We start from the raw sequence: 16,370 nt of genomic DNA on the forward strand, positions 1-16,370 counted from the left end.
ATCACTTGCCTCCAAGGGCACGAAGGAAGAAGGCGACGTTCGCGGGGCGCTCGGCCAGCCGGCGCATGAAGTAGCCGTACCAGTCGGCGCCGTAGGGCACGTAGACGCGGACCGTGTGACCGGCTCCGGCCAGGGCCTCCTGCCGGTCCGTGCGGATCCCGTACAGCATCTGATACTCGTAGTCGCCACGGGAGCGGCCGTGGCGGTCGGCGAGCAGTTCGGTGATGGAGATCAGCCGGTCGTCGTGCGTCGCCACCATGGGATACCCCTTCCCCGCCATGAGGATCCGCAGGCATCGCACGTACGCCTTGTCCACGTCCGCCTTGCCCTGGTACGCGACCGTGGCGGGCTCCCGGTAGGCGCCCTTGACCAGCCGCACGCGCGACCCCTCGTGGGCGAGGGCGCGGCAGTCGTCCTCGCTGCGGTGCAGGTAGGCCTGGACGGCCACGCCCGTCGAGGGGTGCTCGCGGCGCAGCTCGCGCAGGATCCGCAGCGTGGAGTCGACCGTGGTGTGGTCCTCCATGTCGAGCGTGACGGTGGAGCCGCCCGCCGCGGCGGCGGCGCAGACGGCCCGCGCGTGCTCCAGCGCCAGGTCCTCGTCGAGCGCCTGCCCGACGGCCGACAGCTTCACCGACACCTCGGCGGCGCGGCCCAGCTCCAGCGGGCGCAGCTCCTCCAGCAGCGTGAGGTACGCCTTGGCGATGGCGGCGGCGTCACCCGCGTCGCGGGTCTCCTCGCCGAGATGGTCGACGGTCACGGACAGGCCGGTCCCGAGCAGCCGGAGGATCGCCTCACGGGCCTCCGGCACGCTCTCACCGGCGACGAAGCGGTCGACGACCCTGCGCGTGAGCGGGAAGCCCGACACGGACCGGCGCACCAGCCGGCTCCCCGAAGCGGCGAGCAGCACTTGTCCCAACATGCCTCCAGGCTAAAACCGCAGGTCAGAGAGGTCTATGGACGCGAGTAACGCCAGGTGTGGCAGGCTGTCATACACATGCACAACACCGCTGATCTGCAGGAGATCGTCGACGAGATCGCGGGCCTGCTCGGCGCTTCCGCGACGCTGGAGGACCGCTCGTTCCGCCTGCTCGCGTACGGGGCGCAGCACGGCGACATCGACACCGTCCGCCAGGAGTCGATCCTGCGCCGGCGCGCCTCGCAGGAGGTGCGCGACTACTTCGAACGCTACGGCATCGCCCGGGCCGACGGCCCCGTCCGGATCCCGGCCGACGACCGGCTCAAGGTGCTGGCCAGGATCTGCTGGCCGTTGCGCCACGGCGACGTCACCTACGGCTACCTGTGGCTGCTCGACTCCGGCAGCCTCGCCGACACCCGGCTGTACCGCGTCGCCCCGCTGGTCACCAGGGCCGCCGCCGCGCTCGCCCACGAGGCCAGGAGCCGCCAGGACCTGGGCCGCCGGCTCGACGCGCTGCTGTCGCCCGACCCGCAGGAACGGGCCGCCGCCTCCCCGGAGATGTCCGGCCCGGTGGCCGCCGTCGCGGTGCGCGAGTCCGAGGAGCGCGCCGCCGCGCTGTGGACGCTCCCGCGCGGGGTGCTCGCCCGCGCCGGCTCCCCGGTCGCGCTGCTCGCCCCCGCGCACCTCGCCGCCGAGGTCGCGCGGACGGTCCAGGGCGCGTACGGGACGGCCGCGGGCATCGGCGCGGCCCGGGCCGACCCGGCGGACGCCTGGCTGAGCTGGCGGGAGGCGCGGCAGGCGCTGCGCGTGGCCGAGAACTTCCCCCGGCACGCGCCGGTCGCCCGCTGGGAGGAGCTGGGCGCGTACCGGCTGCTGGCCCGGCTCGGCGTAGGCGACCTGCGCGAGCTGGCCGAGGCGGTGGCGCCGTTCGACCCGGAGCTGGCCCGCACCGTCGAGGTCTACCTCGACCTCGGCGGCCACGCCCAGAAGGCCGCCGCCGAGCTCGGCATCCACCGGCAGACGCTCTACTACCGGCTGGGCAAGGCCGAACGGCTCACCGGCCGCGACCTGTCCGACGGCGACGACCGGCTCACCGTCCACCTGGGACTCAAAGCGTCCCACCTGCGCTGACCGCCCTGCTCAGGCGGCTGTGGCGGGGGTCAGGCCAGGTGGCGCAGTGCGGCCTCGTCGCCGGGGCCGCCGCGGGCGGCCAGTTCGGCGGCCACCCGTTCGCGCAGTCCGGCGTCCTTGTGCCCGTCGTACTTGAACTTGCCGCGGATCTCCTCCACCGCCAGCCGCAGCCCCAGCAGCCCCGCGAGCAGCCGCGGCATCCGCGCGGGGTCGCCGTGCCCCGGCTCCTGGTCGGCGAGCTGGGCGCGCAGGATCTCCAGCTTGCCCTCGGGGTCGGTGACGATCTCGGCGTGGCAGACGAGCTGGACCGAGGAGTAGTACGTGGTGGGCACGCCGAGCGACGGGTCGGCGCCGCTCTCGGCACGCCACTTGCCGGGGACGTACGTCCAAGGGCCCGCCACCGACAGGAGGACCTTGGGGTTCTCCTCGATGGCGGGCCAGATGGGGTTGGGCCGCGCGAGATGCAGCCAGATCGTCCGCTCGTCCCGCAGCAGGAACTGGGTGGGCACCACCACCGGCAGGTCCCTGCCCCTGCCGGCGGCGATCAGGTGCCCGAACTGGTTGTCCTTCAGGTAGGCGACGGACCGCTCGTCGTCGCCCGCGTCCCAGGGGTGGATCAGCATGGCACGACGATAGGCGACGGGCGACGGGTCAGGCGCAGGCGGCCTCGTACACCCGGACCAGCTCCTGGCTGACGCGCTCCCACGAGTAGCGGGAGCGGGCGCGGTCGGCGCCGGCGTAGCCGAGCGCGGTGCGCAGCGTGGGGTCGGTGAGCAGCTCGCGGGCCAGCCTGGCGGTGCGCGACGGGCGGTCCGGCGGCACCAGCAGCCCGGTGACGCCGTCGATGACGGAGTCGAGGTGGGCGCCGACGGACGAGGCGATCACCGGCACGCCGCAGGCCATCGCCTCCAGCGCCACGATGCCGGTCGGCGCCTCGCGCGGCACCGTCACGACCGCGTCGGCGCTGCGCATGAGCTTGGGCACCGCCGCCCGCTTGACCTGGCCGAGCAGGGTCACCTGGGACGCCACGCCGAGCTGCTCGGCCAGCGCGCGCAGCCGGCGCACGTCCGCGTCCTCGTCGAGCAGTTCGGGCGCGGGCCCGCCGGCCAGCACGAGCTCGACGTCGGGAAGGCCCTGCAGGGCCCGCACGATGGTCTGCGCGCCGCGGTCACTGGTGAGCGGGCCCACGTGCAGGAGCCGCTTGCTGGTGCCGCGCGAGGCGGTGACGCCCCGGCGGTGGAAGCGCTCGGTGTCGACGCCGTACGGCACCACGGCGATGTGGTTGCGCGGCACGCCGATGCGGATCAACGCCGACTCCTCGTCGCCCGAGCCGGCGATGACGGCCCTGGCGCGGCGGCCGAGTGCCCGTTCCAGGGGCAGACGCGCGGGATCCACGGTGTGGAAGGTGTGCGTCACCGGAACGTCCAGGTCCTTGGAGCCTGTGACGGCGGCCAGGCCGCTGGTCCAGGAGTGCGCGTGGATCACGTCGGGGCGGTCCTGCCGCCACCGCTTGCTCAGATACTCGCCGACGTCGTTCAGATAGGGCACCACATCGGCCGGGCTGAGGTCACGAGCCGGGCCCACGTCGATGTGTTCCACCGTGACACCCGGGGCCACCCGCGTCTTGGGCTTGCCCTCATCACTGTTACGGCGGGAATAGATGGTGACGTGGTGATCGCGCCCGAGCTCGCGGGCTACGGAGAGAATGTGGTGGCGCTTGTTGCCGGAACCAGAAGCGACGATCGCGATATTCATGGCACACCTCAGCGTGAAAAAAGCTTTCAAGGTGTGCCTGCGTCTTAGGCACGTCTGTGTCTAAGCCGACAATACCCGTATTCCCGGTGTTCGCAAACCCATGCCAATCAGACGCCTCGAAGAGCGAGGACCACGATCTCGTCCCACACCTGCCCGCCGGAGAACGTGTTGCGGTCGGCCTCGATGGCCTTGACCACGGCCGACGGCGCCTGACCTGCGCATCTGCTCAGCACGTCGGCCAGCCGCTCCTCGCCGTACGGCTCGCCCTTGTCGTTCCTGGACGAGATGAGCCCCTCGGAGTAGAGCACCATCGTCTCGCCCACGCCGAGCGTGATCTCCTCGGTGCAGGTCTCCGCCTCGGCCGCGATGCCCAGCGGCACCCCGCCGCCCGCCGTGAAGCGCACGTAGCCGTCGGGCTGCACCAGCGCGGCCGGATGATGGCCGGCCGACGACATGCGGATCCTCCGGCCCTTCACGAACCCGGCCACCGCCATCACGAACAGGCCGGTGCTCTGCTCCACCAGCGCCTCGTTCACCTTGCGCACCACCGGGTCCGGGTCCTGCTCCCAGACGCTCAGCACCCGCAGCCCGCCGCGCACCATCGCGCTGACCGAGGCGGCCTCTTCGCCCTTGCCGGCCGCGCCGCCCAGGGCGAACCCCCAGCCGCCGGGGAGCGGGAACACGTCGTAGAACTCCGCGCCCACCGAGGAGCCGGGGTGGTAGACGGCCGCCGCCTCGTAGCCGGGCACGTTGGGCAGGCTGCGCGGGACCACGCTGGCCGTCAGCGCGTCGGCCGCCCGCGAGCGGCTCTGGAAGCTGTTCTGGGCGCGTACCGCCATGCCGAGCTGCAGCCCCACCTCCTGCATGACGCTCAGGTCGGCCAGGGTGAACGGCTGGCGGTCGTGCGTGCGCACCAGCGTCAGCACCCCGTCGCCGCCGCCGATCGGCACGCACAGCAGCGAGCCCGCGCCCATCGCCGTCAGCACCGGCCCGTCGGCGCAGAAGCCGAGCAGCGACTCGTCGTCGACCATCTCGAACACCACGCCGGAGCCGCGCTCCAGCACCTGGGCGACCACCTGGGCGCCGGCCGGGTCGCTCGACTCCACCTGCCGGATCACCTCGTTCACCGGCAGGTTCTTCGGCCCCATCACGATCGAGCGCCGCGGCAGCCCGTCGCGCACGACGTCGGCCACCACCCAGTCGGCCCACTCGGCCGCCAGCAGCCGGGTGGCGCGCGGCAGCGCCACCGGCCGGCGCAGCGCCTCCTCGTCCAGGAGCAGGGCGGCCATCCTGGACAGCAGATCCTGCCGCCTGGCCGCCGCCAGCAGCGCCGTGCCGTCGGCCTCCTCCGGCCGCCTGTCGCCCGGCTCGGGCAGCTGCACCTCGATCGGCAGCGCCACCACCGCCACCATCTGCTGCGGCTCGCCCGGCATGGTGAGCCGCGCCATGGCCAGTTGCGCGAGATGCGTGCGTCCCTGGTGGGCGAGCCTGGTCTCGAACGCGGCCGGCTGGCCGGTGCTCAGCACCGCCGTCAGATGGGACCGGAACGCCGCCCGCCTCGACACGTCCACCAGCAGCGGGAAGGACCGGCCCACGAGATAGCCGTCAGGGCTGCCCAGCAGCCGCGAGGTCTCGGGATTGATCCGCCGGACCGTGCCGCCGCCGTCGAGCACGATGACCGGCACGGGGAAGGCCCGGAACACCTGCCGCAGCAGCTTCAGCTCCCGCTGGGAGCCGTCCTTCTTGCCGGACTGCCTCCTGGGCCCCCTGCTGAGCTGCTCGCGCGCCTCGGCCAGCAGCTCCACGGCGGTGTCGAGCTCCGCCAGGGCGGCGTCCAGAGTGGGCGCGAGGTCCGAGGGGTAGGCCGCCCTCGCCTCACGCAACGACGAGACCCGCCCGGTCAGTGCGTCCAAGGCGTGTTCGAGGTCCGGCATGCTCACCCTCCGACGCTACGCCACCCGGGATAATGGTAGCCATAAGGGGTAGATGCTTGCTGCTATGGAATCCACCGCGATGATCACTCCCGGGCTGGCCCGCGACCTGGCGACGCTGGGCAGACTGGGAGAGGACACCTCCACCGAGACCGTGCTGCGCGGCCTGACCACCGCGCTCGCGGCGGGTGTCCCCGGATGCTCGGGCGGGTCGGCCGAACACTGGCGCGACCGGCGCGTCCTGACCTCCGGCTCGCACAGCGAACTGATCACCCTCGTCGAGGGCGAGCGTGAGATCGGCGAGGGCCCCTCCACCGAGGCCCGCCAGACCGGCGCCCGGGTGGCCGTCGCCGACGTGCTCACCGACACCCGCTGGCCGCGCTACGCCGCCCTGGCCACCCGCTGCGGGGTCCGCTCGGTGCTCGCCGTGCCCATCAAGGTGCCGCCCGCGCTGCTGGTCGTCGGCCTCTACTCGGTGCGGCGCGACGCGTTCTCGCCGCAGGGGGCGCAGTCGCTGGCGGAGATGCTGACCGAGCAGGTCGGCGTCGCCATGGCCAACATGTCGGACTTCGACGAGGTCCGTACGGACGCCGCCCAGCTCCAGGAGGCACTGGCCGGGCGCGCCCTCATCGACCAGGCCAAGGGCATCATCATGCAGACCAGCGGATGCACCGCCGAGGCCGCCTTCGACGAACTGCGCAGGATCTCCCAGCACCACCAGGTCAAGGTGGCCGACCTGGCCAGGCTCCTGGTCGAGGAGCATCAGCGCAAGAACCGCCGCCGCTAGCCGATCGCCGCCAGAGCGTCGTCGAGGGTGTCGTAGATCGGCAGCCGCTGCGCCAGGCCGGTGATCCACATCACCTTGGACTTGGCGTACTCGACGCCGATGAGCGCGAACTTCGCGCCCGAGCTGAGGCTGGTCTGCCAGTGATGGACGATCAGCCCCAGCGCTCGCGAGTCCATGAACGTCACCCCGGCCAGGTCGAGTATCAGGTCCGGCCCCGCCAGGGAGAGGTAGTCCGCGAACTGCTCGCGCGTCGTGGCGTCGAGCACACCGTCGACCCTGATCACGGCAATCTCGTCAACGGTGGACGACGTCAGGCTCAGGGCGGCCGTGGACCCCTCGCCATTCTCGGGCACTGTCACGGGGCAACCTTACTGTCACTGAAGTAGAGAGGAATACTCCTTCGGGAGTAGGGCATACTGGTGTCCGAAGTCCAGCAGAGGGCTTTCGTCTCGAACGTTGAGCGAGGCGTGCCTCTGTATGGGCTTTTCCTGTTACAGAGGCCGCCTGCCACCCCATAGAGGAGCAGCGATGGCTGTGCAGGAACTCGTCCTCGAAGAGATGACCGCCGAAGAGCTCCTGGCCGAGATGGTCGGGGAAGGAACCCCCGACAGTCTCAGAGAACGGCTTCGCGAGCGCATCGTGGAGATGCACCGGCCGCTGGCGATGGAGATCGCCCGGCGGTACCGCTACCGCGGCGAGCCGCTGGAGGACCTCCTCCAGGCGAACAGGGGGAACGCCTGGGGAGCGGCGTGCGAGGGGGGATCCTCGGCGGGCTGGGCGGGCCCGGGGCCGGCCGCGGTCACCTGCTCGGTCGCCGTCACCGTGTCGTGCGGTCCGTCATACGGGGAGTCGGGGTCGGGATCCCGGGCCGCGTCATGAAGGGGGTCGGTGTCCGCCGTGCCGTCATGGAGGGGATCGGCGTGCGCCGTGCTGTCCTGGAGCGGGTCGGCGTGCGCCGTGCTGTCCTGGAGCGGGTCCGGGTCACCGGGGGCTGGGTGGGGGCCGGTGTCATTGGTGGTGTGCCTGTCCGACACGACCAGCACGTCCTCGTCATTCCTGCCGTACGGCTCCCGGTGGGTGCCGCCGGTCTTGTCGTCCGTGGTGTACTCGTCGTCGCGGTCGTTCCGTACCTGCTGGTCGGAGCGCTGCGACGGCACGTTCAGCTCGTCGTTCATACCCGTCACCGTCCTCGGGTCGTCTCGTGCAGTAATTCCTCGAAGAGCGCGCGATAGTGGACCATCGCCTGGCGCAGGTCCTCGGTCGAGGCCTCCTTGCGGGTCGCGCGCTCGCTGATGTCGTGCGCCTTCCGGTAGTGGGTCAGCGTCTCGGCGTGCCCCACCGACAGGTCGGCGATCCGCTGGCGGAAGTCCTCCGTCGGGTAGCCGCGCTCGGCCATGACCGCCGTCACCAGCTGATCGGCCTCCGCCACGGCGGATTCGGGGGCGTCCACGAAGCGCTCCTGCACCTCGGCCCACCGGTGGGCGTAGTCGTCACGTGACTGTTCGGGAAGCGGCTTGATGTCCAGCTCGGCGTGGCGCTGCTCGCGGGCGATCAGCTCCTGCTCGGCCTCGCGCTTGGTGTCGTGCTCGGCCATCGTGCGCTCGTACTCGGGGCCGAAACGGTCGCGCAACCGGCTGCGGCGCTGTTGCTGCACGACCACGTAGGCCACCGCGGCGACCGCCGCGATCGCGACCACGACGAGGGCCACCCAGATCAAGGTGTCCATATTGTTCGCCTCCGGTCTCTTCTGTTGAGACCGCGAACTGCCCAGCGAAGCGCCGGTGAAACGCCGCCTTCAGCCCTCTTCCAGGGCCTTTCTGGCGGCTTCCAGCACGGCTGCGACGTGGGAGCCGTCAGGGGCCGCAGGGATCTCCACGAAGCCGGTCGCCGGGTCGTAGCCGACGTCGAGCCCGGCGTCGACCAGCCGCTTGGCCCACCGCAGCGCGGTGTTGAGCCGCTCGGGCGCGGGCGGCCTGCCCTGCGCCGCCGCCGACAGGTTGCGCAGGTTGGTGGCGGGGCCGGACTGGGAGTGGGCTCGCTCCAGCTTCCACGGCAGCGCCCGGCTGTGGTCGAGCATCGGCTTGGCCAGCCCCGCGGCCCGCTTGGCCTGCAGCACCCCGGACTCGCTCACCCCGAAATGGGCGGCCAGCTCCTGCACGCTCAGCCCGCGGGCGACCAGCCTGGCCAGCTCGTCGCGGTCGATCGTCGGCCTGCGCCCCATGGGCCACCTCCGGGCATGACGTGCGGACGCGCAAGAGAACCACCGGCGCCGGCGGGTGCGGACGATCTCGCCGACGTCGCGGCGCCAGAGACGACGAAGCCCTGATGAGAATCGCTCCCCATCAGGGCTTTAACGTCGGGATGACAGGATTTGAACCTGCGACCCCTTGACCCCCAGTCAAGTGCGCTACCAAGCTGCGCTACATCCCGTGGTGCTGTCGCGTGGCCGAGCTTCTCGCTCTGCTCCGCGGGGAAAACATTACCATGCGCCACGGACCTCTCGGCGCCACCTTTCCGCCGGTCCGCCTGTTGAGAGCGGACCCTAGAGTGTCCCCATGGGCATGGTCGGGACGGTCGGGCTGGTGCTGCATCCTCAGCGCGACTCCAAGGAGGCGATCGACATCATCCTCGGCTGGGCCGCCGGTCGGGACGTCACGGTGCTCGGGCTGCCCGAGGAGGTGGGGCGGATCGACTGCAGCGCGGTGGCGGTCGACGGCGAGACGCTGGTGGAGCGGGCCGACCTGGTGGTGAGCCTGGGCGGCGACGGCACGATGCTGCGCACGATGCGGCTGATCGCCGGTCGCGGCACCCCGGTGCTCGGCGTCAACCTGGGGCGGCTGGGCTTCCTCGCCGAGATCGACGTGGCCGAGCTGTCGGAGACGCTCTCGGCGATCGACCACAACCGCCACACCGTGGAGCCGCGGATGGCGGTCCGCACCAGGCTCGGAAATCAGGAGCTGATGGCGTTCAACGACATCGCCCTGGTGCGCTTCCCGGGCGACGGGCTGGCGGCGGTGACCGTCACCGCGGCCGGCAACCCGTTCGTCAACTACGCCGCCGACGCGGTGATCGTGGCCACCTCCACCGGGTCCACCGCGTACAGCTTCTCCGCGGGCGGGCCGGTGGTCTCGCCGCGGGTGGAGGCGGTGCTGGTGGTGCCCGCGGCGGCGCACTCGGCGTTCAACCGGGCGCTGGTGCTGCCGGCGGACGAGGAGGTCAGACTGGAGCTCCTGCCGTCCAGCGGGCAGCTCGCCGTCGAGCTGGACGGCAGGGTGGTGGGCCGCCTCGGCCCCGGCGACCGGATCACGGTGACGGCCTGCCCGGGAGCCGCCAAGGTGGTGCGCCTGGGCACCACCTTCTACGAGCGCGCCCGCCGCAAGCTCCGGGTCGACGGCAGCGCCGAGATCGCCTGAGCCCGCCCTCTACGGCGGGGAGCCGGCGCGGCGGTGGCGGGCGCGGCGAGGGAGCGGCCGGTCGCCGTACGGGCCGTCCGGCCCGGGAAGGGGAGCCCGCGGGGTGTCGTCGGCGAAGAAGGACTCTCCGGAGGGCCGGGGCGCGGGCTCCGGTTCGCCGGAGGCGGCGCCGGACGGGTTCGCGTGGCGGGAGGTGACGAGGGCGGCCAGCGCGGTGGTGATCGGCACGGCGGAGATGAGCCCCAGCGTGCCCACGACGCTGCGGGCCACCTCCTGGGCGATGACCGGCGTCGTCAGCACCTCGCCCAGCGGCTGCTCGCCGATGCTGAACAGCAGCAGCAGCGGCAGCGACGCCCCCGCGTACGCCAGGATGATCGTGTTGATGACCGACGCGATGTGCGCCCTGCCGATCCGGCTGCCCGCCCGGTAGAGGCGGCGGAACCCGTAGGACGGGTTGGCCGCTGCCAGCTCGGACACGGTCACCGACTGGGTGACCGTCACGTCGTCCAGGACCCCCAGCGCGCCGATCATGATGCTCGCCAGCAGCAGCCCCTGCGTGTCGATGGACATGCTCATGTCGAGGGTGAACGAGCTGTCGTCGGTGATGCCGCTCAGCTTGGCGACCCCGATCACCGCGTACGAGAGCACGCCGGTCACGGCGAGGCTGGCCAGCGTGCCGAGCACCGCCATCGAGGTCGCCAGCGTGAACCCGTGCGTCAGGAACAGCACCGACAGCATGATCGCCGAGGCGCCCACGATCGCGACCAGCATCGGCGGCTCGCCGCCCAGGATGCCGGGGATCACGAACGTCAGCAGCAGCACGAACGTGATCGCCAGCCCCAGCAGCGCCGTCAGCCCCCGCCAGCGCCCGAACGCGATCACCGCCAGCGCGAACGCCGCCCCGAGCAGCAGCAGCGGCGCCGACCGGTCGTGGTCGGACAGCTGGTAGGCCGGCATGCCCTCCTCGGCCTGCGGGTTGTGCAGCAGCACCACGTCGTCGCCCGCGGTGAAGCGCTGGGAGCCCGGCCCGCTGGGCAGCGACAGGGTGACTTGGCGGCCCTCGTCGCGCCCCTCGCCGACGGTGACGGTCGCCTTGCCGCAGGTCGCCGGGTGCGGCTCGGGCGCGCCGGGCTGCGTCTCACCGCACGGCTCCAGCGCCACCGCGGTGATCGTGCCGGCCACCCGCTGGAACCCGGTCTGCTCCTGGGGCGCCTCCGGACGCCCGTCCGGCCACAGCAGCACCAGCGCCGCCAGCGTGACGGCCGCCAGCGGCAGCAGAACGGCCAGCGTGGCCACGACGGCCCGCCGTGAGGCGGGCACCGCGGTGCCGTGCGCATGATCGTGCGCGTGGTTGGCGCCCATCCCTGATCAGACCTCCTCGTCCGGTCGGCGAGTGCGACAGTACTGCACGTGGACGGGGTGGGTAGGCCATCGGAATGGCGACGCTCGTGGGCACCTCGGGGTGGCAGTACGCGGACTGGCGCGGCGTCCTCTATCCCGAGGGGGTGCCGCAGCGGCGCTGGCTGGAGACGTACGCGGAGACCTTCCCCACGGTCGAGAACAACAACGCGTTCTACCGGCTGCCGAAGCCGGAGACGTTCGCCGGCTGGCGCGAGCGCACCCCCGACGGCTTCGTCATGGCGGTCAAGGCCAGCCGCTACCTCACCCACATCAAGCGGCTGGACGAGCCCGAGGAGCCCGTCGCCAGACTGATGGCGGCCGTGTCGGGGCTCGGCGGCACGCTCGGCCCGATCCTGCTGCAGCTCCCGCCCACGCTGCGGGCCGACCCCGGCCGGCTGGAACGCTGCCTGAGCTGCTTCCCCGGGCATGTCAGGCTGGCCGTGGAGTTCCGGCACGAGTCGTGGTGGACCGGCGAGACCCGGGCGATCCTGGAGGCCCGCGAGGCCGCCCTGTGCTGGGCCGACCGGCTCAACCGGCCGCAGAACCCGTTCTGGCGGACCGCGCCGTGGGGATATGTGCGGCTTCATCAGGGCCGCGCCGCCGACGGGTTCTCGTACGGGGACGCGGCGCTGAAGACCTGGGCCGGGCGGGTCCGCGAGGCGGGCTGGCGCGACGCGTACGTGTACTTCAACAACGACCCCGGCGGCGCGGCGGTGCGGAACGCCGCGCGCTTTGCCAGACTGCTTTAGGTGCGTACCCGCCTGTATCGGGACGGCCGGCTGGAGAAGGAGAACTTCCCCCTCGCCGAGGTCTCCGACCACGTGTCCGACCACCGCAACGCGATCTGGATCGACCTGTGCCGGCCGACGCCTGAGGAGCTGACCGCGCTCGGCGACGAGCTGGGCCTGCACGAGCTGGCCGTCGAGGACGTGCTCGCCGACCACCAGCGCCCCAAGGCCGACGTCTACGCCAACCACCTGTTCATCACCGTGTACGCGATGCGCTTCGACGGCGACCGGTTCGCCCCGGCCGAGATCGACGTCTTCGTCACCGAGACCGCCCTGGTCACGGTCAGGCTGGACCCGGCGGTCGACCTGGACGAGGTGGTCCGGCGCTGGGACGCCGCGCCCGCGCTGGCCGCGAACGGGGTGCTGTTCCTGCTGCACGGCCTGCTCGACTGGGTGGTCGACGGCCAGCTGGAGCTGGTGCTCGACCTGGACGGACGGGCCGAGGACCTGGAGGAGGAGCTGTTCGAGGAGCGGCCCGCCGACGCCAGGGAGGTGCAGCGGAAGATGTACGAGCTGCGCAAGACCTCCGCGCATTTCCGCAAGGTCGTGATGCCGATGCGGGAGCTCTTCGGCACCCTGCTCCACCGCGACCAGGGCATCCTGCGCGGCTCCCAGATGATGCCCTACTACCAGGACGTCTACGACCACGTGCAGCGCACCGCCGAGCTGCTGGAGTCGCTGCGCGACCTGCTGGCCAACATGCGCGAGACGCGCCTGGCCCAGCAGGGCTTCCGGCTCAACCAGATCATGAAACGGCTCACCGGCTGGGCGGCCATCATCGCGGTGCCCACCGCCATCACCGGCTTCTACGGCCAGAACGTGCCGTTCCCCGGTTCCGGCCAGCCGGTGGGGTTCTGGATGTCGCTGGTGCTGGTGTCCGTCGTGTCGGTGGCGCTGTACGTGGTGTTCAAGAAGAACGACTGGTTGTAGGGCGGCGGGCAGGGCACGCCCCGATCCTCCAGCGTCAGGCCGACCCGCACCGTCACCTCGCGCGCGCCGCCGGCCGGGTGCAGCGGCAGGCAGCGGCCGCCGGCGACGAGCGTCCTGCGCCCGATCGGGGTGGCGATCAGCGACAGCTCGCCGTACGCGGCCGGCGCCGCCAGCCGCAGCAGCCACGCCCCCTCGGGCGTACGCGACCGGGTCCCGTCGAGCGCGTAGTAGTCGAGCACGCCGCCGCCGGTGGACACCACGGCGCGCATGGTGAAGCCGCGGCCCTCGGCGGTGAACAGCTCCGCCGAGGGCGCACGGTAGACCGAATGGACGTACGCGAGAGCGAACGCCCCGGAGGGCGGCAGCACCAGCCCGTTGACGGCCGGACGGCCCGGCCCGCCGCCGGAGCCGAGGGCCAGCACCGCGGCGAGCGAGAGGGCCAGCCGGATCAGCCCTTCTCCTTGAAGTAGCGGGCCGCGCCGGGGTGCAGGGCGACCGGCCGCACCTGCTGGGCCAGCGCCGGGTCGAGCTTGTCGGCCTCCGGGTGGACCGCGACCAGCTCCTGCTTCTTCTCGAACAGCGTCCGGGTGATGTCGTAGGCCAGCTGCTCGTCCATGGTGTCGGGCACCAGCAGCACGTTGGCGATGCCGACCGTCTCCACGGAGCCTTCGAGCTTGTAGACGTCCAGGCCGATGTCGAGCCCGACGTACTGCTCGCCGTACTCGCGCTGCATCTCCGCCAGCACGTCGGCGGTGTCGATGATCTTGATGTCGGGCTTGCTGGTGGCCAGGTCCACCACGCCGGCCGTGGGCAGGCCGCCGACCCAGAAGAACGCGTCGACGGTGCCGTCCTTGACGGCCTGCACCGACTCGTTGATCGACAGCTGCTGCTTGCTGATGTCGGTGTCGGGGTCGAGCCCGGCCGCCTCCAGCATCCGCCTGGCCACGACCTGCGTGCCGGAGTTCGGCGGGCCGAGCGAGACCGTCTTGCCCTTCAGGTCGGCCACCTTCCCGGCCTGCACGCCCGGGGCGACCACCACGTGCGCGTAGTTGTCGTAGATCCGGGCCAGCGCCTTGATCGGCTGCTTCTCGGTGAACGAGCCGGTGCCGTTGACCGCGTCGGCGGCCGTGTCGGCCTGGGAGAAGCCGATGTCGGCCTTGCCGGTGGCCAGCAGCTTGATGTTCTCGACGGAGGCGGAGGTGACCGAGGCGGTGGCCTGGGTGTCGGCGATGTTGGCCGACAGCTGCTTGGCCAGGCCGCCGCCGTAGACGTAGTAGACGCCGGTGGTGCCGCCGGTGGCGATCGACAGCCGGTTGCCCGAGCCTCCGCCGGCGCCTCCGCAGCCCGCGATCAGGCCGGCCACGGCGAGCACCGCAAATATCCGCTTCACGCTGGGACGCTCCTTCTTCTGATGAGGTGGACGGCTGCCGCGGCGGCCAGCACGGCCAGGCCCGCGACGATCGGGACGGGTTCGAGGAACAGCAGCAGCACGGCGGCCACCGCGGCCAGCAGCCGCTCGGGCGCGCCGGCCAGGTCGCCGGTGGCCATCGCCAGGGCCGCCACCGCGACGGCCGACACCGCCGTCATGGCCAGCACGGTGCCGAACGGCCCCTGGCCGAGCAGCGCCTGGCCGTGCGGGGTGAGCACGAACGCGAACGGCACGAGGAAGGCCGGCAGCGTGTAGCGCCAGGTCATCATCATGGTCCGGTACGTGTTGCCGCCGGTGATGGCGGAGGCCGCGACCGCCGACAGCGCGGTCGGCGGGCTCACCTCGGACAGCACCGCGTAGTAGAAGATGAACATGTACGCCTCGGCCTGCCCCACGCCGAGAGCCGTCAGCGCGGGGGCGATGATCACCGCTGCGATGATGAAGCTGGCCGTCACCGGCACCGCCAGGCCGAGCAGCATGACCGCCAGGGCCGCCATCACCGTGGTCAGGATCAGGTTGCCCGCGGCGAAGTCCACGATGATCGAGCTCAGGTTCAGGCCGAGCCCGGTCTGGGTGATGACGCCGACGATGATGCCCGCCGCCGCGCACACCGCGGTCACCGGGAGCACCTCCAGCGTGCCCTTGGCCAGCGCCCGGCCGATCCGCCTCGGGCCCATCCGGTGGGCGGGGTCCAGGAACGACAGGGCGAACGCGACCGCGGTGGCGATCACCACCGACTGGAACGCCGACCGGTCCATCGCCATCAGGACCACGATCAGGATCAGCGAGCTGAAGTGGTAGCCGAAGCGCAGCAGCAGCCTGCCGACGCCGGGCGTGTCCACCCGCACGGCGTGCGTGCCGAACCGGCGGGAGTCGATCTCGATCGCCAGCAGGATGCCCAGGTAGTAGAGGATCGTCGGGATCGTCGCGTAGATCAGCACCTGCAGGTAGCTGACCCGCATGACCTCCGCGATGATGAACGCCGCCGCGCCGAGTGTCGGCGGCGACAGGATGGCGCCGATGCCGGCGGCCGCGAGGATGCCGCCGGCGGGCTCTCTCGGGTAGCCGGCCCGCCGCAGCACCGGCCAGGCCACGCTGCCCAGGCTCACGGTGGTCGCCACGCCCGAGCCGGACACCGTGCCGAGCAGGAATCCGGCGGTGGTGACGGTGCGGCCGGGGGCGGCGCGTGACCTGCGGAAGGCGGAGAAGCTCAGGTCGATGAAGAACCTGCTGGCGCCGGAGTAGTCGAGGACCGCGCCGTAGACGGTGAAAAGGATGATGTAACTTGCCGCCACCTGGAGAGGGACGCCGAAAAAGCCTTCCGTGCCCGTATAGAGCTGCGACACGATCTGGTCGAGGTCGAGACCTCGGTGGCCGATCGTCCAATCGACGGGCAGCATCGCGCCGTAATAGGCATATGCCAGAAAAATGGCGCAAATGATGGAGAGAACCGCGCCGACCGTGCGGCGCACCGCCTCCAGCAGGAGCAGGGTCAGCCCTATCCCGGCGATCACGTCCAGCTCGGACAGCGCCGCGCCCGACCCTCGATCGCGGAACGACTCGATGTCCGCCAGCGGGTACACGAGCACCGCCAGCGAGGCCAGCGCCAGCAGCCAGTCACCGACGGTCGGCCACTCGCCTTTCCGGCGCACCGGACCCTCCGCCCCGACCTCCACCGGAAGCGTGTCCGCGACCGGCGCCGGCCCGGGCTCGTCCGCCGCCCCGGTCGTCCGGTCGAGGACCAGCGTGTCGTCAGGTGTGTCCGGGCGGGCGGTGTCCAGAAGACCGGTGCCCGGGCGGGAGAGAGTGTCCGGGGGGTCGGTGTCCGGACGGGTGGCGGTGTCCGGGGGGTCGGTGTCCGGACGGGTGGCGGTGTCCGGGGGGTCGGT

General features: G+C 71.9%; 16 protein-coding genes and 1 tRNA gene. 5 read left to right on the forward strand and 12 right to left on the reverse strand.

All coding sequences use genetic code 11. The annotated features are described in order from the left end of the window. Position 1: 1 nt before the first annotated feature. Positions 2–919: a proline dehydrogenase family protein gene (locus tag ABD999_RS34430; protein WP_271279696.1), complete on the reverse strand. Its 918-nt coding sequence runs from the start codon at positions 917–919 to the stop codon at positions 2–4. Positions 920–994: 75 nt separating this feature from the next. Here ABD999_RS34430 and ABD999_RS34435 point away from each other — a divergent pair, with 75 nt between their 5' ends. After that, complete coding sequence (locus ABD999_RS34435) at positions 995–2,047, forward strand: PucR family transcriptional regulator (RefSeq protein ID WP_345483088.1); 1,053 nt, start codon at positions 995–997, stop codon at positions 2,045–2,047. A 29-nt stretch (positions 2,048–2,076) separates the two neighbouring features. Here ABD999_RS34435 and ABD999_RS34440 read toward each other — a convergent pair whose 3' ends face one another. The 3 genes from ABD999_RS34440 to ABD999_RS34450 form a co-directional block, all read right to left on the reverse strand. Then, positions 2,077–2,670: an FMN-binding negative transcriptional regulator gene (locus ABD999_RS34440; RefSeq protein ID WP_271280366.1), complete on the reverse strand. Its 594-nt coding sequence runs from the start codon at positions 2,668–2,670 to the stop codon at positions 2,077–2,079. 28 nt (positions 2,671–2,698) lie between these two features. Then, the gene (locus ABD999_RS34445; protein WP_148032548.1) at positions 2,699–3,802 is read right to left on the reverse strand and encodes a glycosyltransferase; all 1,104 of its coding nucleotides are present in this window, start codon (positions 3,800–3,802) and stop codon (positions 2,699–2,701) included. Positions 3,803–3,909: 107 nt separating this feature from the next. Next, positions 3,910–5,736, reverse strand: a complete 1,827-nt coding sequence (locus tag ABD999_RS34450; protein WP_271280368.1) for a SpoIIE family protein phosphatase — start codon at positions 5,734–5,736, stop codon at positions 3,910–3,912. A 64-nt stretch (positions 5,737–5,800) separates the two neighbouring features. Between ABD999_RS34450 and ABD999_RS34455 the strand changes: the two genes are divergently transcribed. Beyond that, positions 5,801–6,520: an ANTAR domain-containing response regulator gene (locus tag ABD999_RS34455; RefSeq protein WP_148032547.1), complete on the forward strand. Its 720-nt coding sequence runs from the start codon at positions 5,801–5,803 to the stop codon at positions 6,518–6,520. Here the strand turns inward: ABD999_RS34455 and ABD999_RS34460 are convergent. The 5 genes from ABD999_RS34460 to ABD999_RS34480 form a co-directional block, all read right to left on the reverse strand. Beyond that, positions 6,517–6,879, reverse strand: a complete 363-nt coding sequence (locus ABD999_RS34460) for an STAS domain-containing protein (RefSeq protein ID WP_261808650.1) — start codon at positions 6,877–6,879, stop codon at positions 6,517–6,519. The two genes, ABD999_RS34455 and ABD999_RS34460, sit on opposite strands and share 4 nt — an antisense overlap. Positions 6,880–7,206: 327 nt before the next feature. Then, positions 7,207–7,695 (reverse strand): hypothetical protein, encoded by a 489-nt coding sequence (locus tag ABD999_RS34465; protein WP_345483089.1) that lies wholly within the window; start codon positions 7,693–7,695, stop codon positions 7,207–7,209. 5 nt (positions 7,696–7,700) lie between these two features. Continuing rightward, positions 7,701–8,246 carry a hypothetical protein gene (locus tag ABD999_RS34470; protein WP_271279266.1) on the reverse strand — a complete coding sequence of 182 codons (546 nt, stop codon included), beginning with the start codon at positions 8,244–8,246 and terminating at the stop codon, positions 7,701–7,703. 69 nt (positions 8,247–8,315) lie between these two features. Continuing rightward, positions 8,316–8,741, reverse strand: coding sequence for a helix-turn-helix domain-containing protein (locus ABD999_RS34475; protein ID WP_148032541.1), 426 nt, complete (start codon positions 8,739–8,741; stop codon positions 8,316–8,318). A 135-nt stretch (positions 8,742–8,876) separates the two neighbouring features. Beyond that, positions 8,877–8,950, reverse strand: a tRNA-Pro gene (locus tag ABD999_RS34480). Positions 8,951–9,075: 125 nt separating this feature from the next. Between ABD999_RS34480 and ABD999_RS34485 the strand changes: the two genes are divergently transcribed. Then, entirely contained in the window at positions 9,076–9,933 is an 858-nt protein-coding gene (locus ABD999_RS34485) for an NAD(+)/NADH kinase (protein ID WP_271279265.1), read from the forward strand. A gap of 9 nt (positions 9,934–9,942) precedes the next feature. Here ABD999_RS34485 and ABD999_RS34490 read toward each other — a convergent pair whose 3' ends face one another. Continuing rightward, positions 9,943–11,295, reverse strand: a complete 1,353-nt coding sequence (locus tag ABD999_RS34490) for a YibE/F family protein (RefSeq protein ID WP_271279264.1) — start codon at positions 11,293–11,295, stop codon at positions 9,943–9,945. Between the two features lie 74 nt (positions 11,296–11,369). Here ABD999_RS34490 and ABD999_RS34495 point away from each other — a divergent pair, with 74 nt between their 5' ends. Further along, positions 11,370–12,083 (forward strand): DUF72 domain-containing protein, encoded by a 714-nt coding sequence (locus tag ABD999_RS34495; RefSeq protein ID WP_271279263.1) that lies wholly within the window; start codon positions 11,370–11,372, stop codon positions 12,081–12,083. Then, entirely contained in the window at positions 12,084–13,052 is a 969-nt protein-coding gene (locus ABD999_RS34500) for a magnesium transporter CorA family protein (RefSeq protein ID WP_271279262.1), read from the forward strand. It begins immediately after the preceding gene. Positions 13,053–13,500: 448 nt separating this feature from the next. On the opposite strand, the gene ABD999_RS34505 is transcribed toward ABD999_RS34500, so the two are convergent. After that, a complete protein-coding gene (locus tag ABD999_RS34505; protein WP_271279261.1) occupies positions 13,501–14,442 on the reverse strand; it encodes a TAXI family TRAP transporter solute-binding subunit in 942 nt (313 codons plus the stop codon). Beyond that, positions 14,439–16,370 (reverse strand): TRAP transporter permease (locus ABD999_RS34510; protein ID WP_345483090.1); only part of this gene is annotated, 1,932 nt, incomplete at its 5' end. The genes ABD999_RS34505 and ABD999_RS34510, both read right to left, overlap by 4 nt.

Origin of the sequence: Nonomuraea ferruginea (assembly GCF_039540635.1) — a bacterium.
GTDB classification, from domain to species: domain Bacteria; phylum Actinomycetota; class Actinomycetes; order Streptosporangiales; family Streptosporangiaceae; genus Nonomuraea; species Nonomuraea ferruginea.